The sequence below is a fragment of the Enterobacter asburiae genome, assembly GCA_011754535.1.
Taxonomy (GTDB): Bacteria; Pseudomonadota; Gammaproteobacteria; order Enterobacterales; family Enterobacteriaceae; genus Enterobacter; species Enterobacter cloacae_N.
This window is the reverse complement of sequence record JAAQVN010000001.1, coordinates 4,304,215-4,327,770: the sequence shown is the minus strand read 5'-3', so window position 1 is coordinate 4,327,770 and position 23,556 is coordinate 4,304,215. Positions and strand designations below refer to the sequence as shown.

Here is a 23,556-nt window from a genome sequence, read left to right as displayed (position 1 = left end):
CTCAATAAATACGATCTTTATACCGCCACGGGCGGCAACGAACGAGTAGCAATACGATGAGTCTGAACCTGGTAAGTGAACATTTGCTCGCAGCGAACGGCCTGAGCCATCAGGACCTGTTCTCCATTCTTGGTCAACTGACCGAACGCCGTCTCGACTACGGCGACCTTTATTTCCAGTCGAGCTATCACGAATCCTGGGTTTTAGAAGACAGTATCATCAAAGATGGCTCTTACAACATCGACCAGGGCGTCGGCGTGCGTGCCGTGAGCGGCGAAAAAACCGGTTTTGCTTATGCCGACCAGATAAGCCTGGCCGCGCTTGAGCAGAGCGCGCAGGCCGCGCGTACCATTGTGCGCGATGCCGGCGACGGTCGCGTGAAAACCCTGGGTGAAGTGCAGCACTCTGCGCTCTATACCAGCATCGATCCGCTGCAGAGCATGAGCCGTGAAGAGAAGCTGGACATTCTGCGCCGCGTGGACAAAGTGGCCCGCGCGGCCGACAAACGTGTTCAGGAAGTCTCCGCCAGCCTGAGCGGTGTGTATGAACTGATTCTGGTGGCGGCAACGGACGGTACGCTCGCGGCCGATGTGCGTCCGCTGGTGCGTCTCTCCATCAGCGTGCAGGTCGATGACAACGGCAAACGCGAGCGCGGCTCAAGCGGCGGCGGCGGTCGTTTCGGCTATGACTGGTTCCTGGGCGACGTTGACGGCGAAGCGCGCGCTGACGCGTGGGCAAAAGAAGCCGTGCGCATGGCGCTGGTGAACTTGAATGCCGTCGCGGCGCCAGCCGGAACATTCCCGGTGGTGCTGGGCGCAGGCTGGCCGGGCGTGCTGCTGCACGAGGCGGTGGGCCACGGTCTGGAAGGCGATTTTAACCGTCGCGGAACGTCCGTGTTCAGCGGCCAGATCGGGCAGCTCGTCTCCTCTGAGCTTTGCACCGTGGTGGATGATGGTACCATGCGCGATCGTCGCGGCTCGGTGGCTATCGACGATGAAGGTACGCCAGGCCAGTACAACGTGCTGATCGAAAACGGCGTGCTGAAAGGCTATATGCAGGACAAACTCAACGCGCGCCTGATGGGCGTAGCGCCAACGGGTAACGGCCGTCGTGAATCCTACGCGCACCTGCCGATGCCGCGCATGACCAACACCTACATGTTGCCGGGCAAATCAACACCGCAGGAGATTATCGAATCCGTGGACTACGGTATCTTTGCGCCAAACTTTGGCGGCGGCCAGGTGGACATCACCTCCGGTAAGTTTGTTTTCTCCACGTCAGAAGCGTATCTGATCGAGAAAGGCAAAGTGACCAAAGCGGTCAAAGGTGCGACGCTGATTGGCTCCGGTATTGAAGCCATGCAGCAGATCTCCATGGTCGGCAACGATCTGAAGCTGGATAACGGCGTGGGCGTCTGCGGTAAAGAGGGCCAGAGCCTGCCGGTTGGCGTGGGCCAGCCAACGCTGAAAGTGGACAACCTGACGGTGGGCGGCACGGCGTAATTTCCCCCCCTCACCCCGGCTCTCTCCCCAAAGGGGCGAGGGTTAGGGTGAGGGGAAAGACCTACTCTTTCCTTCTTCCCCGCATCCCCTGAAACAGCTCCGCCACGTCCACAAAATACTCGGTCAGATAGTTAATACACACCTGTACCTTGAGCGGGAGTTTGTCTTTTTCGGTATACAGGGCGTACACCGGACGCGGATCGGACTGGTAGCGCGGGAAGAGGATCTCCAGCACGCCACTGTTGATCTCGTTGATCACCCACATTAACGGCACGTAGGCGATCCCGGCACCGGCCACCAGCCAGCGCGAAATGGTCATCGGATCATTAGTAACAAACCGTCCTTCCGGCAGCAGTTTGGTAGAGATCCCTTCCGGTGCAATCAGCTCAAATTCATTATCGGGCCGCACGCTGTACTCCAGCCACGAGTGGTTGGTGAGATCGGCGGGTTTCTCCGGAACGCCGTACTGCGCCAGATAGCTTTTCGAGGCGCAGACGACCATCGGCATGCTGCCCAGCCTGCGCGAGAACAGGCTGGAATCCTGCAGAGCGCCGACGCGGATCACCACGTCCAGCCCGTCGGCAATCAGGTCCGGCGCGGGAATGCCCGTCACCAGATTTACCGTTAATCCTGGATACTCCTTCAGCATGTCTGCCGTCATGGCAGCGAGAACATTTTGTGCCATAGTTGAAGAACACCCGATGCGCAGCGTGCCGATGGGGGTGTTGTTGAAGGCATAGAGCTGCTCATGAACATCCTGCACTTCATGCATCATGCGTCGGCAACCCTGATAGTAAATTTTACCCGCTTCCGTCAGCCCAATGCTGCGGGTACTGCGGTTGAGCAGCTTAACCTGAAGCTCATCTTCCAGTTTGGACACCGTCTGGCTGATGGATGAGACGCTCATCTGAAGCTGGCGTGCTGCGGCGGTAAACGAGCCCAGTTCAACCACTTTGGCAAAGACCGACATGCGTTTTAAACGTTCCATTGTTCACTCTGGATTAAAAGTGATTTAGATCACATATTATAGATAACAGCATAACAGTTACGTTAATATATTATTAATTACATAACGGCTGCGCCATTCTCGCCCGGCGTTTCTTGCTCTCCTGCGGTGGCGTGCGCTAAAAAATTCTGAAGCCTGCACTCTCTCTTATCAAGGTTAACATGAGTCTGTTTCCCGTTATCGTGGTGTTCGGTCTGTCGTTCCCACCGATATTTTTCGAGCTTCTTTTATCACTGGCGATCTTCTGGCTGGTGCGCAAGGTGCTGGTCCCTACCGGGATCTACGATTTTGTCTGGCACCCTGCATTGTTCAATACCGCGCTGTATTGCTGCCTGTTTTACCTGATATCGCGCATGTTTGTCTGAGGTTGATGTGAAAACGCTAACAAGAAAAATCTCCCGCACTGCCATCACAATGGCGCTGGTTATCCTCGCCTTCATCGCTATTTTCCGTGCCTGGGTCTACTACACCGAATCACCGTGGACGCGTGATGCACGCTTCAGCGCCGACGTGGTGGCAATAGCCCCTGACGTGGCCGGTCTTATCACGGCTGTCAACGTTCACGATAACCAGCTCGTGAAAAAAGATCAGGTCCTGTTCACCATCGACCAGCCTCGCTACCAGAAAGCGCTGGAGGAAGCGGAAGCCGACGTGGCCTATTACCAGGCGCTGGCCGCTGAGAAACGCCGCGAGGCGGGTCGTCGTAACCAGCTGGGCGTACAGGCCATGTCCCGCGAAGAGATAGACCAGTCCAACAACGTGCTGCAAACCGTGCTGCACCAACTGGCGAAAGCGCAGGCAACGCGCGATCTGGCGAAGCTCGACCTGGAGCGTACCGTGATCCGCGCGCCAGCCGATGGCTGGGTGACCAACCTCAACGTTTATGCCGGGGAGTTCATTACCCGCGGCTCAACCGCCGTGGCGCTGGTTAAGCAGAACTCCTTCTACGTGCTCGCCTATATGGAAGAGACCAAGCTGGAGGGGGTTCGTCCTGGTTACCGGGCTGAAGTCACGCCGCTTGGCAGCAACCGCGTCTTTAAGGGCACCGTCGACAGCGTTGCCGCAGGGGTAACCAACTCCAGCAGCTCTAACGATGCCAAAGGGATGGCGACGGTGGACTCCAACCTGGAGTGGGTGCGTCTGGCACAGCGCGTGCCGGTACGTATTCATCTGGATGAACAGCAGGGCAACTTGTGGCCAGCGGGCACTACCGCGACGGTGGTGATCACCGGCGAAAAAGATCGGGATGCCAGCCAGGATTCGCTCTTCCGTAAAATTGCCCACCGCCTGCGCGAGTTTGGTTAATCGCCATGGGTATCTTTTCCATCGCCAGCCAGCACATTCGCTTCGCCGTGAAGCTGGCGTGCGCCATTGTGCTGGCGCTGTTTGTCGGCTTCCATTTCCAGCTTGAAACCCCTCGCTGGGCGGTGCTCACCGCCGCGATTGTTGCGGCGGGCCCTGCCTTCGCCGCGGGCGGGGAGCCCTACTCTGGTGCGATCCGCTATCGCGGGATGCTGCGTATCATCGGAACCTTTATCGGCTGTTTCGCGGCGCTGACCATTATTATTCTGATGATCCGCACGCCGCTGCTGATGCTCATGGTGTGCTGTATCTGGGCGGGTTTCTGCACCTGGATTTCGTCTCTGGTAAAAGTGGAGAACTCCTACGCCTGGGGGCTGGCGGGCTATACCGCGCTAATTATTGTTATCACGATCCAGTCCGAACCCTTGCTCGCGCCGCAGTTTGCCGTGGAGCGCTGCAGCGAGATTGTGATTGGTATTGTCTGCGCGATCGTGGCTGACCTGCTTTTCTCCCCGCGCTCGATCAAGCAAGAGGTGGATCGCGAGCTGGACGCGCTGATCGTTGCCCAGTACCAGCTGATGCAGCTGTGCATTAAACACGGCGATAGCGAAGAGGTGGATAAAGCGTGGAGCGGGCTGGTACGCCGTACGCAGGCCCTGGAAGGGATGCGCAGCAACCTCAATATGGAGTCGTCGCGCTGGGCCCGGGCGAATCGTCGCCTTAAAGCCCTTAACACCGTCTCTCTGACGCTGATTACCCAGGCGTGCGAAACCTATCTCATCCAGAACACTCGACCGGAAGCGGTTACCGATACGTTCCGCGAACTGTTTGCCGAGCCGGTAGACACCGTACAGGACGTGCATAAGCAGCTTAAGCGCATGCGCCGTGTGATTGCCTGGACCGGGGAGCGTGACACGCCGGTGACCATCTACACCTGGGTTGGCGCCGCGACGCGCTATCTGCTGCTGAAACGCGGTGTAATCAGTAACACTAAAATCAGCGCGGCGGAAGAAGAGGTGCTCCAGGGCGAAGTGGTGATCAAGGCGGAATCTGCCGAGCGGCACCACGCGATGGTCAACTTCTGGCGTACCACGCTTGCCTGTATGCTCGGTACGCTTTTCTGGCTGTGGACGGGCTGGACGTCCGGCAGCGGCGCGATGGTGATGATTGCTGTCGTGACCGCGCTGGCGATGCGTCTGCCTAACCCGCGCATGGTCGCCATTGATTTCCTCTACGGCACCATTGCCGCTCTGCCGATAGGCGCGCTCTATTTCCTGGTCATCATTCCGTCGACGCAGCAGAGCATGCTGCTGCTCTGTATCAGCCTGGCGGTAATGGCGTTCTTTATCGGCATTGAGGTACAAAAGCGGCGACTGGGATCGCTGGGGGCGCTGGCGAGTACGATTAATATCATCGTGCTGGATAACCCGATGACCTTCCATTTCAGCCAGTTCCTCGACAGCGCGTTAGGTCAGCTGGTTGGGTGTTTCCTGGCGATGATGGTGATTCTGCTGGTACGGGATAACTCGCAGGCCCGGACGGGGCGCGTGCTGTTGAACCAGTTCGTGTCGGCTGCCGTGTCGTCGATGACCACCAATACCGCGCGCCGTAAAGAGAACCACCTGCCCGCGCTCTATCAGCAGCTTTTTTTACTGCTGAACAAGTTTCCGGGGGATATCGCGAAGTTCCGCCTGGCATTAACCATGATCATTGCGCACCAACGTCTGCGTAACGCGCCGGTGCCGATCAACGACGATCTCTCGGCCTTCCACCGTCAGCTGCGTCGTACCGCCGACCATGTGCTTTCCGCCAGCAGCGATGATAAACGCCGCCGTTACTTTACCCAACTGCTTGAAGAACTCGATATTTATCAGGAAAAGCTCAAACACTGGCAGGCGCCGCCACAGGTGACAGAGCCGGTAGGGCGGCTGGTGTTTATGCTGCATCGCTACCAGAATGCCCTAACTGATAACTGACCGACGTAAAAAACCGACGCCAAAAGCGTCGGTTTTTTTGTGGCTATACTTATTCCAGCACGTACTTACATTCAGGAAGGGAGGACACATGACGACCCAGGCGCTTCAGGACAACACCCTTTTTCAGACCGGCTATCTGGTTAACGGCCTCTGGAAAACGCTGGACACAACGTTTGATGTGCTGAACCCCGCGACCGGTGAGGTCATCGCTAAAGTTGCGAAAGCGGGTAAAGCGCAAACCGAAGAAGCGATTGCAGCGGCCACCAAAGCCTTCCCGGCATGGCGTGCCAAAACCGCGAAAGAGCGTTCGGCCATTCTTTACCGCTGGTACGAACTGATTATTGAGAATAAAAGTTGGCTCGGGCGGTTAATGACCACCGAGCAGGGTAAGCCCCTGAAAGAGGCGGAAGGGGAAGTGGAGTACGCTGCCAGCTTTATCCAGTGGTTTGCCGAAGAGGCCAAACGCGCGAACGGTGAAATTATTCCGCCGATCAAGCCCGGCTCGCGCATTCTTGCGACCCGTGAGCCCATCGGCGTCGTCGCGGCCATCACGCCCTGGAACTTCCCGATGGCGATGCTCACCCGCAAGTTAGGCCCGGCGCTGGCGGCCGGATGTACCGGCGTCATCAAACCGGCAAATAACACGCCGCTCAGCGCCTTTGCGCTGCTGACTCTGGCAAAACAGGCGGGCGTGCCGGATGGCGTGCTCAACGCGGTGGCCGGAAACACCCATGAGATCAGCGATGCGATCATGGCCAGCCACGACGTGCGTAAAATCTCCTTTACCGGTTCAACCTCCGTCGGCAAAACGCTGGTGCGTAACGCCGCGGAAACCATGAAAAAAGTCTCCATGGAGCTGGGGGGAAATGCCCCGTACATCGTTTTCGAGGATGCAGACATTGACGCAGCGGTTAAGGGCGCTATCGCCAACAAGTTCCGCAATGCGGGGCAGGTTTGCGTCAGCGTGAACCGCTTCTACATTCAGGAAACCGTCTACGACAAGTTTGTGAATAAGCTCGCTGATGCGGTTAATACCCTTAAGGTGGGGAATGGTCTTGAAGAGGGCGTGGCCGTTGGGCCGCTGATCGAACCTGCGGCGGTCAACAAGGTGCGCGAGCACGTTGAAGATGCTGTCGCACGGGGGGCGACCGTGCTGGCGGGTGGTAAACCCCATCCTCTGGGCGGCAATTTCTGGATGCCAACCGTGTTGGGCGACTGCCACGAAGGCATGAAGCTGGCAGAGGAAGAGACGTTTGGCCCGGTTGCGGCCTGTTTCCGCTTCACCTCGGAAGACGAAGTCATCCAGCGCGCCAATAACACGCCCTACGGGCTGGCGGCTTACTTCTACACCCAGAACCTCTCCCGGGTTTTCCGCGTTTCGCAGGCAATCGAGAGCGGGATGATTGGCATTAACGAGTGCGCCGTTTCTACCGAGCTGGGGCCTTTTGGCGGCGTGAAAGAATCCGGTCTTGGACGTGAGGGATCCGTGCTGGGGCTGGAAGAGTATCTGGAAGTTAAAACCCTGCATATCGGGGGATTATAATAGACAGGGCGGCATCTGCCGCCCGCCTGGACTGGGTGGCTGGCAATGAAAACTTATACGTTTGATTTTGACGAAATCGACAGTCAGGAAGACTTTTATCGGGAATTTATCCGGGCGTTTGATCTTGAACGGGAAAGCGTGACGAATCTGGATACGCTTTGGGATGTGGTCACCGGCAGTATGTTGCCGCTACCGCTGGAGATTGAGTTTATTCATCTTCCTGAAAAGCTGCGCAGACGTTTTGGCGCGCTGATATTGCTGTTCGATGAAGCAGAAGAAGAGCTTGAAGGGCAGCTGCGCTTTAACGCGCGGCATTGAATGAAAAAAAGCCCCTGACCACGAGGCCAGGGGCAAGTCGTATGATGAGATACGACGAGGGTTTATTTATACAGTTCAGCCGTGGCATGCCAGTGGTCACCCTGATTCAGTTCGGTGACGCGATAGCTGCTGGCGCCTGCTTTTTCAGCTTTGGCGGCAAGCTCCTGACGAATGTCCATCGGGGAGCCGGTGACTGACGTCACGGAGACGCTGCCCATTGGCTGCAGATTTTGTGCCTGATCGGCATTCACTTGCTGTACGGCTGCGCTTGCGCCAAAAGAGAGAACGGATGCCAGACCCAGGGTTGCGATGATCAATTTGGTTTTCATAGTCTTTACTCCTGAACAGGTTTTTTGCTCAACGGCGAGAAGGGTTGTACCGCTATTTTTATGCCTGGTGCCGTTGAGTGGAGAGTTACGTCTTCAGTGATTACTAAAACTTATTTGTACAGCTCGGCGGTGGCGTGCCAGTGGTCACCGGAACGCGCTTCGATGATGCGATAGGATGAGGCACCTTTTTCTTCCGCTTTTTTGTTCAGCATTTCATGCATGTCCATTGGAGACGTGCCAACAGCGCCGACAGAAACCGTACCGATTGCCTCACGGGACTGCGCCTGGTCAGCATTAATAGCGTCAGCCGCGAAAGCACCGAAGGACAGGACAGACAGGACGCTCAGCGCCGCTACAGTTGTTATGATTTTCATGATTCTTACCTCGTCGAATTTTTTAGTGGGGTCTTGTTTCGTGACCCTCATCACAAAATCAAGTATACACTAATAACGCCAAAAATTAATACCAGACTAATGGTTTCCCTTGTTATTACGTGTTAAACACCCGATTTTTTATAACCAAATTGCATATTATTGGGTGTTTTATGAGCAGTATGTGCTGATATTTATAAGTAAATCATAGGGATATTGCATTTTGATTTTTTGTGCGATTTACGGGATTGTTATTCACTGGGTGAATGTTAATGAGTGGTAAAAAGCACTAATCGTCAAAGCAGGGGCAGTGAAATAAAGGGGAAAATGATATGAGAGCAGAATGATCCCCGCAGCGGCGCTACGGGGAGAGAGCATTACAGTTCCTGTTCGAACAGAACCAGAATCGCTTCGTGGAGATCCTTTACGGAGAAACCGCTAGCCGGAGTGGTAAAGATGGTGTCATCACCGGCAATGGTACCGAGGATACCCTCTGTTTTACCTAACGAGTCCAGCATGCGAGCAATCAGCTGCGCGGCGCCCGGGCTTGTGTGGATGACCACAACGGCGTCGTTATAGTCGATATCCAGAACCAAATTCTTGAGCGGGCTGGAGGTGGTCGGCACGCCAAGTTCTGCCGGCAGGCAATAGACCATCTCCATTTTGGCGTTGCGGGTACGCACCGCGCCAAACTTGGTTAACATGCGGGAGACTTTCGACTGGTTGATGTTATCGAAGCCTTGTTCCTGCAGCGCCTGAACAATTTCTCCCTGAGAACTGAATTTCTCTTCTTTAAGTAGCGCCTTAAACGCCTTTACTAATTCTTCTTGCTTAGACGAGCTTCGCATAAGTCACCCGGAATATGACGAAAGAAACAACATTATTATGCATGTGGATGAATTTTTATGCAAATTATCTGCTCAGCGGCAGGCTGAAATAATGTTATGAAAGGGAGAGATTTTATCAGATTTCGTTATCAGAAAACATGCCTGGGTCACGCCGCGCAAATAAGCTTAAAAGTAAATTAAATGTTATCAAAATGATGTTGTTTTGGTGGCGGGGCAGGGTGTATTGTAACCACCTCTTAATTCGTTGCCATCTGGCGTCAGATAGCTTTCTGGTGAGAGATAAAGTCGTGCGACCTCAAATTCTTTAGCTTCGAAAATTGTAATTAAAGACTTGCTGATTTAAGGTCGCGGCAACGGATTTACAGATACTTAAGTTAACCATAATAAGGAGTTTAGGATGAAAGTCGCAGTCCTCGGCGCTGCTGGTGGTATCGGCCAGGCGCTTGCCCTACTACTGAAAACCCAACTGCCTTCAGGCTCAGAACTCTCCCTGTACGATATTGCTCCGGTAACCCCAGGCGTGGCGGTTGACCTGAGCCACATCCCGACCGCTGTAAAAATCAAAGGCTTCTCCGGTGAAGATGCGCGTCCTGCGCTGCAGGGTGCTGATGTGGTCCTGATTTCTGCAGGCGTGGCGCGTAAGCCAGGCATGGATCGTTCAGACCTGTTCAACGTCAACGCGGGCATCGTGAAAAACCTGGTGCAGCAGATCGCTGAAGTGTGCCCGAAAGCGTGCATCGGTATCATCACTAACCCGGTGAACACCACCGTTGCTATCGCAGCCGAAGTGCTGAAGAAAGCGGGTGTTTACGACAAAAACAAACTGTTCGGCGTGACCACGCTGGATATCATCCGTTCCAACACCTTCGTTGCTGAGCTGAAAGGTAAACAGCCAACAGAAGTGGAAGTGCCGGTTATCGGCGGCCACTCTGGCGTGACCATTCTGCCTCTGCTGTCGCAGATCCCAGGCGTAAGCTTCACCGAGCAGGAAGTGGCTGACCTGACCAAACGTATCCAGAACGCGGGCACCGAAGTGGTGGAAGCGAAGGCGGGTGGCGGTTCTGCAACCCTGTCTATGGGCCAGGCGGCTGCCCGTTTCGGTCTGTCACTGGTTCGCGCCCTGCAGGGTGAGAAAGGCGTTGTTGAATGCGCTTACGTTGAAGGCGACGGCGAACATGCCCGCTTCTTCTCTCAGCCGCTGCTGCTGGGCAAAAACGGTATTGAAGAGCGTAAGTCTATCGGTACGCTGAGCGCGTTTGAGCAAAACGCGATGGAAGGCATGCTGGACACGCTGAAGAAAGATATCACCCTGGGTGAAGAGTTCGTTAACAAGTAAAACGCACGCCACCCGATAAAAAAACGGAGCTTATCGCTCCGTTTTTTTTATGCTTATCAGTTAGTGGCCGGGTATTCCTGAACCGTCACGTGCAGCGTCAGTTTCTTATCGTTACGCATGACTTCCACAGGGATGATAGAGCCAGGGCGAATTTCGGCCACCTGGTCCATCGTCTCCAGCGCAGAGACTGCCGGCGTGCCGTTGACCGAGACGATGACATCGTTAACCTGAATCCCCGCATTAGCCGCCGGGCCACCCGGTGCGACCTCGTTGACGACGATGCCCTGAATCTGATCGATACCGCCGCCCTGAGTATGCATCGGCGCAATTTCGCGCCCGCCGATACCGATATAGCCGCGTATCACGCGCCCGTCGCGGATCAGCTTATCCATAATCTTGGTCGCCAGCTGGAACGGAATAGCAAAGCCGATCCCTTCTGGCGTCTCGCCGTCGTTGCTTTTATCGAATGAGAGGGTGTTGATGCCCATCAGTTCGCCCAGCGAGTTGACCAGCGCGCCGCCTGAATTACCGTGGTTGATTGACGCATCCGTCTGCAGGAAGTTCTGCCGTCCTGACGGGTTGAGGCCAATGCGACCGGTTGCGCTGATGATCCCCTGGGTAATCGTCTGTCCGAGGTTATAAGGGTTACCGATAGCCAGAACGACGTCGCCAATGTGAGGCGTGCGTTTGCGGTTGATCGGAATGACCGGCAGGCCGCCCGTGGCGTTAATCTTCAGCACGGCCAGGTCGGTGAGGCTGTCTGAACCCACAAGCAACGCCTCAAACACGCGACCATCCTGCAGGGCGACGATGATCTGATCGGCATCGTTGATCACGTGTTTGTTCGTAATAATGTAGCCGCGCTCGTCCATAATCACCCCGGAGCCAAGGGTGCGGATCTCCAGCTGATTATGTGCTGAGCTATTAAGGCCGCGGTTATAAACGTTAACCACGGCAGGGGCGGCACGGCGAACGGCCTGGTTATAGGTCGCCGGCGTTTCATCCGTGCTGTCAAACTGGGGAGCCGACAGCTTATTGAACTGACGCAAAGACGGCATCGCCAGCAGCAGCAGGCCAGCGACAATCAAACCGATGACAGTGGAACGTAAGAGCTTTAAAAGCATGATGCGCGTGTCGTGAAAAAAGGAACGGTTTGCAGCATAACATGAGTTATCCGGACATCACACGCAGCGGTGATGTCCGGAATCGCAAATGCTTAGCGCAACAGAATGTAGATAGACTCATTGCCACGCATGACCTGCAGGGCAATGACCGCCGGTTTACTCTCCAGCACCTTGCGCAGTTCGGCAATGGACTGCACGCGATTACGGTTCACGCCAATGATGACGTCTTCCTGGTGCAATCCGGCCTGCGCGGCAGGGCTGCTCTTCTCGACGGTGTCGAGGCGAATGCCTTTCGTACCGTCTTTCAGCTGCCCGTCGCTCAGCGTTGCCCCCTGCAGCGCCGGGGCGATAAGCTCCGCGCTGGCAGATGACGAGGTGCTCTTATCCAGCGTCACTTCGACGTTCAGCGGCTTACCGTCACGGATCAGGCCCAGCTTCACCTTGGCCCCCGGTTCGGTGGTGGCGATACGCGAACGCAGTTCAGCAAAGCTGCTCAGCGGCTTGTCGTTAAGGCTGACGATCACATCGCCCGATTTGATGCCTGCTTTTGCCGAGCCGGAGTTTGGCAGCACTTCACTGACAAACGCACCGCGTTGCACGTTAATATTGAACGCTTTCGCGATATCCGCGCTCATCTCCATACCTTTGATGCCCAGCAGCCCACGTTTGACTTCACCGAACTGAATAAGCTGCTGCGACAGCGTTTTAGCCATATTGCTCGGGATCGCAAAGCCAATCCCAATACTGCCGCCGCCCGGGGCCAGAATCGCCGTGTTAATGCCAATCAACTCGCCGTTAAGGTTAAGCAGTGCTCCACCGGAGTTTCCACGGTTGATTGAGGCATCGGTCTGGATGAAGTTTTCCAGACCTTCCAGATTCAGGCCGCTACGTCCCAGCGCCGAGATAATGCCGGAGGTGGCGGTTTGCCCTAAACCAAAGGGGTTGCCGACGGCGACGGCAAAATCACCAACGCGCAGTTTGTCGGAATCCGCAATGGCAATCTGGGTCAGGTTACTTGGGTTCTGCACCTGCAACAGCGCGATGTCGCTCTGGTCATCGCCGCCAATCAGTTTGGCGTCAAATTCACGACCATCGTTCAGCTGGACGCTGATTTTATCGGCCTGGCTGATGACATGATTGTTGGTCAGAATATAGCCTTTGGCCGCATCAATGATGACGCCAGAGCCCAGGCCTTCAAAAGGCTGAGCCTGCTGATTGGGGGACTCATCGCCAAAATATTTTTTCAGTTCATCCGGTACGCGCTGGCTTTGAACCGCCGTGCCTTCTACCTGAACGCTCACGACCGCGGGCAACACTTTTTCCAGCATCGGCGCGAGGCTGGGAATGGCTGCCTGCCCCGGCACCTGCGAAGGCAGCGCCGCACCGACAGGGAAGGACGCCGAGAGAGATAACCCGACACTTAACGCTAAAGCGCTCAACAGCTGGTTTTTTTTCTTCATTGATGCTGACTCTCGTATCCTGGAATGAAAGAAGAACGGCCCAAAATCATGATGATGTTATTGAATTTTATACCGCTGAACAATGAGGTGTTTGACTAAATAATAGCTGGGGACGGGAAGAAAGGACGGGCGCAAGAGATGCGCCCGTAAAATATATTTATGTTGTGCGGTTAATCGCGTTTTGCGCCACCGCGCAGCAGGCCGGACGCGCCGTCAGAGTAGTCGCGTGGCATCTGAACGGGCGCCTGATCGTTACCGGCTTCTGAGTCGGCCAGACGGTTGCGGAACGGATTAGTCTCCGCGGTCATTTCCGGCAGCAGGCTGCTGGAGCTTTTCGCCATATGCTGATACAGCTGGCGGTAGTCGGTCGCCATGTTGTCCAGCAGCTCGGCGCTACGGGCAAAGTGGCTGACCAGCTCTTCGCGATACTCTTCCAGCTCTGCTTTGTTCTTTTCCAGTTCGTACTGCAGTGACTGCTGCTGACGCAATTTGCGGTTACCGAAACGCATGGCCACAGCACCGATCACGATGCCGACGACTAAACCGATTAGCGCATATTCCCAGGTCATGAACTTCTCCCGTTGTCTTGTTGTTCCGTAGGGTGTTGGCTCGGCTCCTGCCTGTGCCTGATAATGCCACTATAACCGCTATTTCCGCAGAAGTGGAATCCTGACGTATCATCGCGTAGTGTAGAACGGCCTTTTTTTCATCAGTCACGCCTGCTGGTGAGCGTTAATTGAAGGAATAACAATAAGATTATGCAAAACCTGTCACCTGCATCGCGATATCAACTGGCCCTGAATAAGGGTACTCATCAGCCTGATGACGTTCAACGTGAGGCGGTAAACCGTCTGGAGATGATTTATCAGGCGCTCACGGCAAAACCTGCTGAAGTAGAACAGAGTGGTGGGCTCAAGGCCGCGTTTGGGCGGTTGCTCGGTAAAAAAACGCCGCAGGATCAGACTCCGGTGCGCGGTTTATACATGTGGGGCGGCGTCGGGCGCGGAAAAACCTGGCTGATGGATCTCTTTTATCTCAGCCTGCCGGGTGAGCGTAAACAGCGTCTGCACTTCCATCGCTTTATGCTGCGGGTGCATGAAGAGCTGACTGCGCTGCAGGGCAAAAGCGATCCGCTGGAGATTGTGGCCGACAGGTTCAAGGCTGAAACGGACGTGCTCTGCTTCGATGAGTTTTTCGTTTCTGACATCACCGATGCCATGCTGTTGGGCGGCCTGATGAAGGCGCTGTTTGCCCGCGGGATCACGCTCGTCGCCACGTCGAATATCCCGCCAGATGAACTTTACCGCAACGGCCTGCAGCGGGCGCGCTTCCTGCCCGCCATTGACGCCATCAAACAGCATTGTGACATTATGAATGTTGATGCTGGGGTAGATTACCGGTTACGTACGCTGACTCAGGCGCACCTGTGGCTCTCACCGTTAAATGCAGAGACCACCCGCGAGATGGATAAGCTCTGGCTGGCGCTGGCGGGTGCAACACGCGAAAACGCCCCGACGCTGGAGATTAACCATCGTCCGTTGCCAACCCTTGGCGTAGAAAACCAAACGATGGCGGTCTCCTTTGCGACGCTCTGCGTGGATGCCCGCAGCCAGCACGACTACATCGCGCTTTCGCGCCTGTTCCATACCGTGATGGTGCTGGATGTGCCGGTGATGACGCGGCTGATGGAGAGCGAAGCGCGGCGCTTCATTGCGCTGGTGGACGAGTTTTACGAGCGCCACGTCAAGCTGGTGGTCAGCGCCGAGGTACCTTTATATGAGATCTACCAGGGAGAGCGGCTGAAGTTTGAGTTCCAGCGCTGCCTGTCGCGCCTGCAGGAGATGCAGAGCGAGGAATACCTGAAGCTGGAACATATGCCATAAATGCCACCCTCTCCCGTGGGAGAGGGGCTAGGGGAGAGGGCATCAGGCCTTAACAAACGCCACCCTCTCCCTGTGGGAGAGGGGCTGGGGGTGAGGGCACCAGACCGCACAATATCTAACCCCGAAAAACCCATTCCAAATCACATTTAAGGGTCGATCTTTGACCTCAACTTCTCTATAATCTTGCGACCCCACGTTACGAGAAGGTTTTTTTCCCGAAACTTTCTATGTGTCGGCATGTGCTATTCGAAGGGGTAGGTTTGCCGGACTTTGTCGTGTGAACCTCAACTGACTAAACGTTTGGGTGTTCACCAACGTGTAACTTATTATTTGGGTAAGCTTTTAATGAAAACTTTTACAGCTAAACCAGAAACCGTACAGCGCGACTGGTATGTTGTTGACGCGACCGGTAAAACTCTGGGCCGTCTGGCTACTGAACTGGCTCGTCGCCTGCGCGGTAAGCATAAAGCGGAATACACTCCGCACGTTGATACCGGTGATTACATCATCGTTCTGAACGCTGACAAAGTTGCTGTTACCGGCAACAAGCGTACTGACAAAATGTACTACCACCACACCGGCCACATCGGTGGTATCAAAGAAGCGACCTTTGAAGAGATGATTGCCCGCCGTCCTGAGCGTGTGATTGAAATCGCGGTTAAAGGCATGCTGCCAAAAGGCCCGCTGGGTCGTGCTATGTTCCGTAAACTGAAAGTTTACGCAGGCAACGAGCACAACCACGCGGCACAGCAACCGCAAGTTCTTGACATCTAATCGGGATTATAGGCAATGGCTGAAAATCAATACTACGGCACTGGTCGCCGCAAAAGTTCCGCAGCTCGCGTTTTCATCAAACCGGGCAGTGGTAAAATCGTAATCAACCAGCGTTCTCTGGAACAATACTTCGGTCGCGAAACTGCCCGCATGGTAGTTCGCCAGCCGCTGGAACTGGTTGATATGGTAGAAAAACTGGATCTGTACATCACCGTTAAAGGTGGTGGTATCTCCGGTCAGGCAGGTGCGATCCGTCACGGTATCACCCGCGCTCTGATGGAGTACGACGAATCCCTGCGTTCTGAACTGCGTAAAGCTGGCTTCGTTACTCGTGACGCTCGTCAGGTTGAACGTAAGAAAGTGGGTCTGCGTAAAGCACGTCGTCGTCCACAGTTCTCCAAACGTTAATCCATTCTGCTTACGCAGAACGATTGGCGAAAAACCCGCTTCGGCGGGTTTTTTTATGGATAATGCGCAGGTTATCCACAGTAACATTTCATATATCTTCTCTTTTTCCACATTTCCAGAATCCCCTCACCACAAAGCCATCAAAATCTGGTAAACTATCATCCAATTTTCTGCCCAAATATCGGTGAATACTCGATTTTTGTTCGATTCTTGAACAATGTGTTTTCTCTGGGATGGGCGATACAACATCTGGCTGGCCCCTGTTGGGCTGGTAGCAGTAAAAATTCTGAATATACCTGGAGGTTTTCATGGCTGTCGCTGCCAACAAACGTTCGGTAATGACGCTGTTTTCTGGTCCTACTGACATTTATAGCCATCAGGTTCGTATCGTACTGGCCGAGAAGGGTGTCAGTTTTGAGATCGAGCATGTGGAAAAGGATAACCCGCCTCAGGATCTGATCGATCTCAACCCGAGCCAAAGCGTACCGACGCTGGTGGATCGCGAGCTGACCCTGTGGGAATCCCGTATCATTATGGAATATCTGGATGAGCGTTTCCCGCATCCGCCGCTGATGCCTGTTTACCCTGTTGCGCGTGGTGAAAGCCGCCTGTACATGCAGCGTATCGAAAAAGACTGGTACTCGCTGATGAACGTCATCACCAGCGGCTCCGCTTCTGAAGCCGACGCTGCGCGTAAGCAACTGCGTGAAGAGCTGCTGGCAATTGCCCCTGTGTTTGGTCAGAAACCTTTCTTCCTGAGCGATGAGTTCAGCCTGGTGGATTGCTACCTGGCCCCGCTGCTGTGGCGTCTGCCAACCCTGGGCGTTGAGTTCAGCGGCCCTGGCGCAAAAGAGCTGAAAGGCTATATGACTCGCGTATTTGAGCGCGACTCTTTCCTGGCATCTTTAACTGAACCGGAACGTGAAATGCGTCTCGGCCGAGGCTAATGACTGTGGAAATGTCACAACTTACCCCACGCCGTCCGTATCTGCTGCGCGCCTTCTATGAATGGCTGCTGGATAACCAGCTCACGCCGCACCTGGTTGTGGATGTGACGTTGCCGGGCGTGCTGGTTCCGATGGAATACGCACGTGACGGACAGATCGTACTGAACATTGCCCCGCGTGCAGTTGGTAACCTGGAGCTGGCAAACGACGAAGTGCGCTTCAACGCGCGGTTCGGCGGCGTGCCGCGTCAGGTTTCCGTACCGCTGGCTGCGGTGCTGGCGATCTACGCGCGTGAAAACGGTGCGGGAACCATGTTCGAGCCGGAAGCGGCATACGATGAAGAGGTTGCCAGCCTGAATGATGACGAAGGCATCACCGCCAGCGAAAGCGAAACGGTAATGTCCGTGATTGATGGCGACAAGCCCGATCGTGAGGACGACAACGATCCTGATGACGATCCGCCACCGCGCGGTGGTCGTCCGGCACTACGTGTCGTCAAATAAAAAAACAGGCCCAATCGGGCCTGTTTTTTTTACACTTCCAGGAAGTTCATAATCCCTTCAGCGGCTTTGCGGCCTTCGGCAATCGCCGTGACCACCAGGTCAGAACCGCGAACGATATCGCCACCGGCGAAGATTTTCGGGTTGCTGGTCTGGAACGCATTATCACTACCTTCTGGCGCGATTACGCGGCCCTGCGAATCCAGCTCCACGCTGTGCTTCGCCAGCCACTCCATGCTGTGCGGACGGAAACCAAACGCCATCACCACGGCATCGGCCGGGATCACATGCTCAGAGCCTGCCACGATCTCCGCGCGACGACGGCCTTTCGCATCCGGCGCGCCCATCTCCGTGCGAGCCATCTTCACGCCGCTCACTTTTCCGTTGGCATTCACCTCAATACCCAGAGGCTGGATGTTGAACTGGAACTCCACGCCCTCTTCACGCGCGTTTTTCACTTCGCGTTTCGAGCCCGGCATGTTCTCTTCGTCACGACGGTAGGCGCAGATGACGTGTGCCGCATTCTGACGAATGGAGGTACGCACGCAGTCCATCGCGGTATCACCGCCGCCCAGCACCACCACGCGTTTGCCTTCCATGCTGATGAATGGTTCATCAGCCGTTTCACCGTAGCCCATGATCTGCCTGGTGTTGGCAATCAGGAACGGCAGCGCGTCGTATACGCCCGGCGCGTCTTCGTTCTCCAGACCGCCGCGCATGGACTGATAGGTGCCCACACCCAGGAACACGGCGTCGTAATCCTTCAGCAGGTCGTCGAGCTGCACGTCGCGGCCCACTTCTGTGTTCAGTTTGAACTCAATGCCCATGCCGGTGAAGATTTCACGGCGGCGGGTCATGACCTCTTTTTCCAGCTTAAAGGCCGGGATACCGAAGGTCAGCAGACCGCCAATTTCCGGATGACGGTCAAAGACCACCGCCTTCACGCCGTTGCGGGTCAGGACGTCCGCACAGGCCAGGCCCGCCGGGCCCGCGCCGATGATGGCCACGCGCTTGTCGGTTTGACGCACGCCGGTCATATCCGGACGCCAGCCCATTTCGAACGCTTTATCGTTGATATAGCGCTCGATGTTGCCGATGGTCACCGCGCCAAACTCATCGTTCAACGTACAGGAGCCTTCACACAGACGGTCCTGAGGACACACGCGACCGCATACTTCCGGCAGGGTGTTGGTCTGGTGAGACAGCTCGGCGGCTTCAAAAATACGCCCTTCGTTGGCCAGCTTCAGCCAGTTCGGGATGTAGTTGTGCACCGGACATTTCCATTCGCAGTAAGGGTTACCGCAGGACAGGCAGCGGTCTGCCTGTGCTTTGGCCTGGCCTTCTGAAAACGGCTCATAGATTTCAACAAATTCAATTTTGCGGATCTTCAGCGGTTTCTTTGGCGGATCAACACGCTGCAGGTCGATAAACTGGTATACGTTCTGGCTCATCTGAATTCCTTACTGCGCCTGCACGCGCAGCTCTGCTGCGCTACGACTACGGTGACCCAACAGGGCTTTAACATCGCTGGACTTCGGCTTAACCAGCGCGAATTTCGCAGAGAACGCCGGCCAGTTCGCCAGGATCTCTTCGCCGCGCGAAGAACCGGTATGCTGCACGTGTTCGGTAATCAAGCCGCGCAGGTGTTCTTCATGGATAGCCAGCGTATCAACATCCAGCACTTCCACCAGCTCCGGGTTCACGCGCTTGCGGAACTCACCGTCTTCATCCAGTACGTAGGCAAAACCGCCCGTCATGCCAGCGCCGAAGTTCACGCCGGTTTTACCCAGAACGCAAACAATCCCGCCCGTCATGTATTCACAACCGTTATCGCCAATGCCTTCCACCACGGTGATGGCACCGGAGTTACGTACCGCAAAACGCTCGCCCGCACGACCTGCTGCGAACAGACGGCCGCCGGTCGCGCCGTACAGGCAGGTGTTACCGATGATGCTCGCTTCGTGGCTGCGGAAGGCTGAGCCGACCGGAGGACGCACCGCCAGCAGACCGCCTGCCATGCCTTTACCGACGTAGTCGTTGGCATCGCCGGTAAGGATAAGCTCAACGCCGCCTGCGTTCCAGACCCCGAAGCTCTGACCCGCGGTACCGCTGAAGTGCGCGGTAATTGGGTCGGCAGCCAGCCCCTGGTCACCGTGCGTCTGCGCGATATAACCGGAGAGGGATGCGCCCACGGAGCGGTCGGTGTTGCGGATATCAAACCAGAACGTTTTGCTCTGCTTGTCGTCCACGTACGGCTTCGCCTGCTGCAGCAGCTGCGCGTTCAGCACGCCGTTATCGAACGGCGGGTTGTTCTCGGTGCAGTAGACCGCTTTGCCTGGGTGCGGTTGCGCGGTTTCCAGCAGCTTGCTCAGCTCCAGCTTCTGCTGCTTCGCCGTGAAGCCTTCCAGCTCTTTCAGCAGGTCGGTGCGGCCAATCAGGTCCACCAGACGCTTCACGCCCAGTTGCGCCATCAGCTCGCGTGTTTCACGGGCGATGAAGTCAAAGTAGTTGGTCACTTTGAACGGCAGGCCGTGATAGTGGTTCTTACGCAGCTTCTCGTCCTGGGTTGCAACGCCCGTTGCACAGTTGTTCAGGTGGCAAATACGCAGGTATTTACAGCCGAGCGCAACCATCGGGCCGGTACCAAAGCCAAAGCTTTCCGCACCCAGAATCGCCGCCTTGATGATGTCGAGGCCGGTTTTCAGACCACCGTCCACCTGCAGGCGGATCTTGTGACGCAGGCCGTTCGCCACCAGCGCCTGCTGGGTTTCCACCAGGCCAAGCTCCCACGGGCAGCCCGCATATTTCACGGAAGAGAGCGGGCTTGCGCCGGTGCCGCCGTCGTAGCCGGCAATGGTAATGAGATCCGCATAGGCTTTCGCCACGCCGGTGGCGATGGTGCCGACGCCCGGTTCGGAAACCAGCTTCACGGAGATCATCGCCTTCGGGTTGACCTGCTTCAGGTCGAAAATCAGCTGCGCCAGGTCCTCGATAGAGTAGATATCGTGGTGCGGCGGCGGGGAGATCAGCGTCACGCCCGGCACGGAATAGCGCAGTTTGGCGATGTACGGGGTGACTTTATCACCCGGCAGCTGACCGCCTTCGCCCGGTTTAGCACCCTGAGCGACTTTAATCTGAATCACGTCGGCGTTGACAAGGTACGCAGGCGTTACGCCAAAGCGACCGGATGCCACCTGCTTGATACGAGACACTTTGTTGGTGCCGTAACGCGCCGGGTCTTCACCGCCTTCGCCGGAGTTGGAGTTGCCGCCGATGCTGTTCATGGCTTCCGCCAGCGCTTCGTGGGCTTCCGGGCTCAGCGCGCCGATGGACATCGCCGCGGTATCAAAGCGTTTAAACAGTTCGGATGCAGGTTCAACCTCGTCAATGCTGACCGCTTCATCGCCCGGATTGAGGGCAATAAGGTCGCGCAGCGTCGCCGCCGGACGATTGTTCACCAGCTCGGCGTACTGCTGATAATCGCTGTACTCGCCGCTCTGAACTGCCTGCTGCAGCGTGCGCACCACGTCAGGGTTATAGGCGTGGTACTCGCCGCCGTGAACGTATTTCAGCAGACCGCCCTGATCCAGCGGCTTACGTGCCAGCCAGGCGCGTTTGGACAGGTTCACCAGATCCTGCTGGAAGTCAGCAAAACCAGCGCCGCCGATGCGGCTGACCACGCCCTGGAAGCAGAGGTTGGCGACCTCATCATGCAGGCCGACCGCTTCAAACAGCTTCGAACAGCGGTAGGAGGCAATGGTCGAGATGCCCATTTTGGACATGATCTTGTACAGACCTTTGTTGATGCCGTTACGGTAGTTCAGCATCACCGTGCGGTAATCTTTGTCGATCGCGCGGGTATCCACCAGGCGGGCCAGCGTTTCGTAGGCCAGGTACGGGTAGATCGCCGTCGCGCCGAAGCCTAACAGCACGGCAAAGTGGTGCGGGTCGCGCGCGCTTGCGGTTTCAACAATGATGTTAGCGTCGCAGCGCAGGCTCTTATCCACCAGGCGCGTCTGGATAGCACCCACCGCCATTGGCGCAGGCACCGGCAGACGGTTTTTGGCGATATTGCGGTCAGACAGCACCAGCAGCACGGTGCCGTTACGCACCATCTGCTCGGCTTTGTCGCACAGCGCGTTCACCGTCTCTTCGAGGCTCGCTTCGGTCACGTCGAACGTAATGTCGAGCGTGTCGGCGCGGTAGTGCTCCTCGGTCATAGTGGTGAGCTGTTTGAAATCGGAGTACAGCAGGATCGGCGATTTAAAGGTCAGACGGTGCGCCTGGCCTTCGGCTTCGCAGAAGACGTTCATCTCACGACCGATGCTGGTCGCCAGCGACATTACGTGGGCTTCACGCAGCGGGTCGATCGGCGGGTTGGTGACCTGCGCGAACTGCTGACGGAAGTAATCGTAAATGATGCGTGGCTGGCTGGAGAGCACGGCAAACGGGGTATCGTCGCCCATGGAGCCGACCGCTTCCTGGCCGTTTTCACCCAGTACGCGAATAACAGAGTCCAGCTCTTCCGCGCTGTAGTTAAACTGTTTCTGGAAGCTGGCAAGCGTATCGTCGTCCAGCTCGCGGCTGCCCACCTCTTCGTCCGGCAGATCTTCAAATGGCACCAGACGACGCACGTTTTTCGCCATCCACTCTTTGTAGGGGTGGCGGCTCTTCAGATCGTTGTCGGTTTCGGCGGAGTGCAGAATGCGGCCGCCGCGGGTGTCGATCACCATGAGCTCGCCCGGGCCTACGCGGCCTTTCTCAACCACTTCGTCAGGCTGGTAATCCCAGATACCGACTTCAGAGGCGCAGGTGATGAGCTTGTCTTTGGTGATGACGTAGCGCGCCGGACGCAGACCGTTACGGTCGAGGTTACAGGCAGCAAAGCGGCCGTCGGACATGACGATGCCCGCCGGGCCGTCCCACGGCTCCATGTGCATGGAGTTAAAGTCGAAGAACGCGCGCAGCTCAGGATCCATGTCCGGGTTGTTCTGCCAGGCCGGTGGCACCAGCAGACGCATGGCGCGCACGATATCCATCCCGCCCGCCAGCAGCAGTTCCAGCATGTTATCCATTGAGCTGGAGTCCGAGCCGGTTTCGTTCACGAACGGTGCGGCATCGTGCAGGTCAGGGATCAGTGGGGTCTGGAACTTATAGGTACGGGCGCGTGCCCACTGGCGGTTACCGGTGATGGTGTTGATCTCGCCGTTATGCGCCAGATAGCGGAACGGCTGCGCCAGCGGCCAGCGTGGCACGGTGTTGGTGGAGAAGCGCTGGTGGAACAGGCAAATGGCCGATTCCAGACGCAGGTCCGCCAGGTCCAGGTAGAAGCGCGGCAGGTCAGCCGGCATACACAGACCTTTATAGATGTTGACCAGGTTCGAGAGGCTACACACGTAGAACTCTTTATCGTCCTGGAGGCGTTTTTCGATGCGGCGGCGGGCAATAAACAGACGGCGTTCCATATCGCGCGGACGCCAGCCCGCAGGTGCGTTAACGAAAATCTGCTCAATGCGAGGCAGCGAGGAGAGGGCGATTTCACCGAGCACCCCTTCGTTGGTTGGCACATCGCGCCAGCCGACAATCGACAGGGTTTCACGCTGAAGTTCTTCTTCGACGATGCGGCGTGAAGCTGCAGCCTTTTCAGGATCCTGGTTCAGGAACAGCATACCGACGGCGTAGTTTTTGGCTAAACGCCAGCCGCGCTCTTCCGACACGATGCGGAAGAAACGATCCGGTTTTTGCAGCAGCAGGCCGCAACCGTCGCCGGTTTTACCATCGGCAAGAATAGCGCCACGGTGCTGCATTCGGGCCAGTGCGTGAATAGCAGTACGCACTACCTTGTGGCTAGGTTCGCCTTCTATGTGGGCGATCAGGCCGAAACCACAGTTATCCTTCTCAAGGGATTTATCGTACAACATATCAGTGA

General features: G+C 56.2%; 21 protein-coding genes. 12 read left to right on the top strand and 9 right to left on the bottom strand.

Translation table 11 applies throughout. The features are described 5' to 3' along the window. Window positions 1-56 precede the first annotated feature (56 nt). On the top strand, window positions 57-1,502 hold the full coding sequence (tldD, locus tag HBM95_20505; GenBank protein ID NIH45291.1) for a metalloprotease TldD: 1,446 nt from the start codon (window positions 57-59) through the stop codon (window positions 1,500-1,502). Between the two features lie 61 nt (window positions 1,503-1,563). On the opposite strand, the gene aaeR is transcribed toward tldD, so the two are convergent. Next, window positions 1,564-2,490, bottom strand: a complete 927-nt coding sequence (gene aaeR / locus HBM95_20500; protein NIH45290.1) for an HTH-type transcriptional activator AaeR — start codon at window positions 2,488-2,490, stop codon at window positions 1,564-1,566. Window positions 2,491-2,669: 179 nt separating this feature from the next. Between aaeR and HBM95_20495 the strand changes: the two genes are divergently transcribed. The 5 genes from HBM95_20495 to HBM95_20475 all read left to right on the top strand — a co-directional run bounded on the left by HBM95_20495 (window position 2,670) and on the right by HBM95_20475 (window position 7,647). Continuing rightward, a complete protein-coding gene (locus HBM95_20495) occupies window positions 2,670-2,873 on the top strand; it encodes an AaeX family protein (protein NIH45289.1) in 204 nt (67 codons plus the stop codon). A gap of 7 nt (window positions 2,874-2,880) precedes the next feature. After that, window positions 2,881-3,813, top strand: a complete 933-nt coding sequence (aaeA, locus tag HBM95_20490) for a p-hydroxybenzoic acid efflux pump subunit AaeA (GenBank protein ID NIH45288.1) — start codon at window positions 2,881-2,883, stop codon at window positions 3,811-3,813. 5 nt (window positions 3,814-3,818) lie between these two features. Next, window positions 3,819-5,786, top strand: coding sequence for a p-hydroxybenzoic acid efflux pump subunit AaeB (aaeB, locus tag HBM95_20485; GenBank protein ID NIH45287.1), 1,968 nt, complete (start codon window positions 3,819-3,821; stop codon window positions 5,784-5,786). A gap of 88 nt (window positions 5,787-5,874) precedes the next feature. Further along, window positions 5,875-7,329, top strand: a complete 1,455-nt coding sequence (locus tag HBM95_20480) for an NAD-dependent succinate-semialdehyde dehydrogenase (GenBank protein NIH45286.1) — start codon at window positions 5,875-5,877, stop codon at window positions 7,327-7,329. Window positions 7,330-7,374: 45 nt separating this feature from the next. Then, complete coding sequence (locus HBM95_20475; GenBank protein ID NIH45285.1) at window positions 7,375-7,647, top strand: hypothetical protein; 273 nt, start codon at window positions 7,375-7,377, stop codon at window positions 7,645-7,647. 62 nt (window positions 7,648-7,709) lie between these two features. Here the strand turns inward: HBM95_20475 and yhcN (HBM95_20470) are convergent, their stop codons facing one another. From yhcN (HBM95_20470) to argR, 3 genes are all read right to left on the bottom strand, one after another. Next, window positions 7,710-7,976 carry a peroxide/acid stress response protein YhcN gene (gene yhcN, locus HBM95_20470; GenBank protein NIH45284.1) on the bottom strand — a complete coding sequence of 89 codons (267 nt, stop codon included), beginning with the start codon at window positions 7,974-7,976 and terminating at the stop codon, window positions 7,710-7,712. Between the two features lie 110 nt (window positions 7,977-8,086). After that, window positions 8,087-8,350 carry a peroxide/acid stress response protein YhcN gene (gene yhcN, locus HBM95_20465; protein ID NIH45283.1) on the bottom strand — a complete coding sequence of 88 codons (264 nt, stop codon included), beginning with the start codon at window positions 8,348-8,350 and terminating at the stop codon, window positions 8,087-8,089. 374 nt (window positions 8,351-8,724) lie between these two features. Then, window positions 8,725-9,195 carry a transcriptional regulator ArgR gene (gene argR, locus HBM95_20460; protein ID NIH45282.1) on the bottom strand — a complete coding sequence of 157 codons (471 nt, stop codon included), beginning with the start codon at window positions 9,193-9,195 and terminating at the stop codon, window positions 8,725-8,727. A 397-nt stretch (window positions 9,196-9,592) separates the two neighbouring features. Between argR and mdh the strand changes: the two genes are divergently transcribed. Then, the gene (mdh, locus tag HBM95_20455; GenBank protein NIH45281.1) at window positions 9,593-10,531 is read left to right on the top strand and encodes a malate dehydrogenase; all 939 of its coding nucleotides are present in this window, start codon (window positions 9,593-9,595) and stop codon (window positions 10,529-10,531) included. A gap of 56 nt (window positions 10,532-10,587) precedes the next feature. On the opposite strand, the gene degS is transcribed toward mdh, so the two are convergent. From degS to HBM95_20440, 3 genes are all read right to left on the bottom strand, one after another. Continuing rightward, window positions 10,588-11,655 (bottom strand): outer membrane-stress sensor serine endopeptidase DegS, encoded by a 1,068-nt coding sequence (degS, locus tag HBM95_20450; protein ID NIH45280.1) that lies wholly within the window; start codon window positions 11,653-11,655, stop codon window positions 10,588-10,590. Between the two features lie 92 nt (window positions 11,656-11,747). Continuing rightward, window positions 11,748-13,115: a serine endoprotease DegQ gene (gene degQ / locus HBM95_20445; protein ID NIH45279.1), complete on the bottom strand. Its 1,368-nt coding sequence runs from the start codon at window positions 13,113-13,115 to the stop codon at window positions 11,748-11,750. A gap of 170 nt (window positions 13,116-13,285) precedes the next feature. Continuing rightward, window positions 13,286-13,684, bottom strand: a complete 399-nt coding sequence (locus HBM95_20440) for a DUF1043 family protein (protein NIH45278.1) — start codon at window positions 13,682-13,684, stop codon at window positions 13,286-13,288. A gap of 189 nt (window positions 13,685-13,873) precedes the next feature. Here HBM95_20440 and HBM95_20435 point away from each other — a divergent pair, with 189 nt between their 5' ends. From HBM95_20435 to sspB, 5 genes are all read left to right on the top strand, one after another. Then, window positions 13,874-14,998 (top strand): cell division protein ZapE, encoded by a 1,125-nt coding sequence (locus HBM95_20435; GenBank protein NIH45277.1) that lies wholly within the window; start codon window positions 13,874-13,876, stop codon window positions 14,996-14,998. Between the two features lie 345 nt (window positions 14,999-15,343). Continuing rightward, window positions 15,344-15,772 (top strand): 50S ribosomal protein L13, encoded by a 429-nt coding sequence (rplM, locus tag HBM95_20430; protein ID NIH45276.1) that lies wholly within the window; start codon window positions 15,344-15,346, stop codon window positions 15,770-15,772. A 15-nt stretch (window positions 15,773-15,787) separates the two neighbouring features. Beyond that, entirely contained in the window at window positions 15,788-16,180 is a 393-nt protein-coding gene (gene rpsI, locus HBM95_20425) for a 30S ribosomal protein S9 (GenBank protein ID NIH45275.1), read from the top strand. 308 nt (window positions 16,181-16,488) lie between these two features. Next, complete coding sequence (sspA, locus tag HBM95_20420; protein NIH45274.1) at window positions 16,489-17,127, top strand: stringent starvation protein A; 639 nt, start codon at window positions 16,489-16,491, stop codon at window positions 17,125-17,127. Window positions 17,128-17,132: 5 nt separating this feature from the next. Next, window positions 17,133-17,630 (top strand): ClpXP protease specificity-enhancing factor, encoded by a 498-nt coding sequence (sspB, locus tag HBM95_20415; GenBank protein NIH45273.1) that lies wholly within the window; start codon window positions 17,133-17,135, stop codon window positions 17,628-17,630. Window positions 17,631-17,659: 29 nt separating this feature from the next. On the opposite strand, the gene HBM95_20410 is transcribed toward sspB, so the two are convergent. Together HBM95_20410 and gltB are read right to left on the bottom strand one after the other, a co-directional pair. Continuing rightward, complete coding sequence (locus tag HBM95_20410; protein NIH45272.1) at window positions 17,660-19,078, bottom strand: FAD-dependent oxidoreductase; 1,419 nt, start codon at window positions 19,076-19,078, stop codon at window positions 17,660-17,662. 9 nt (window positions 19,079-19,087) lie between these two features. Continuing rightward, entirely contained in the window at window positions 19,088-23,548 is a 4,461-nt protein-coding gene (gene gltB, locus HBM95_20405) for a glutamate synthase large subunit (GenBank protein ID NIH45271.1), read from the bottom strand. Between the last annotated feature and the right edge of the window lie 8 nt (window positions 23,549-23,556).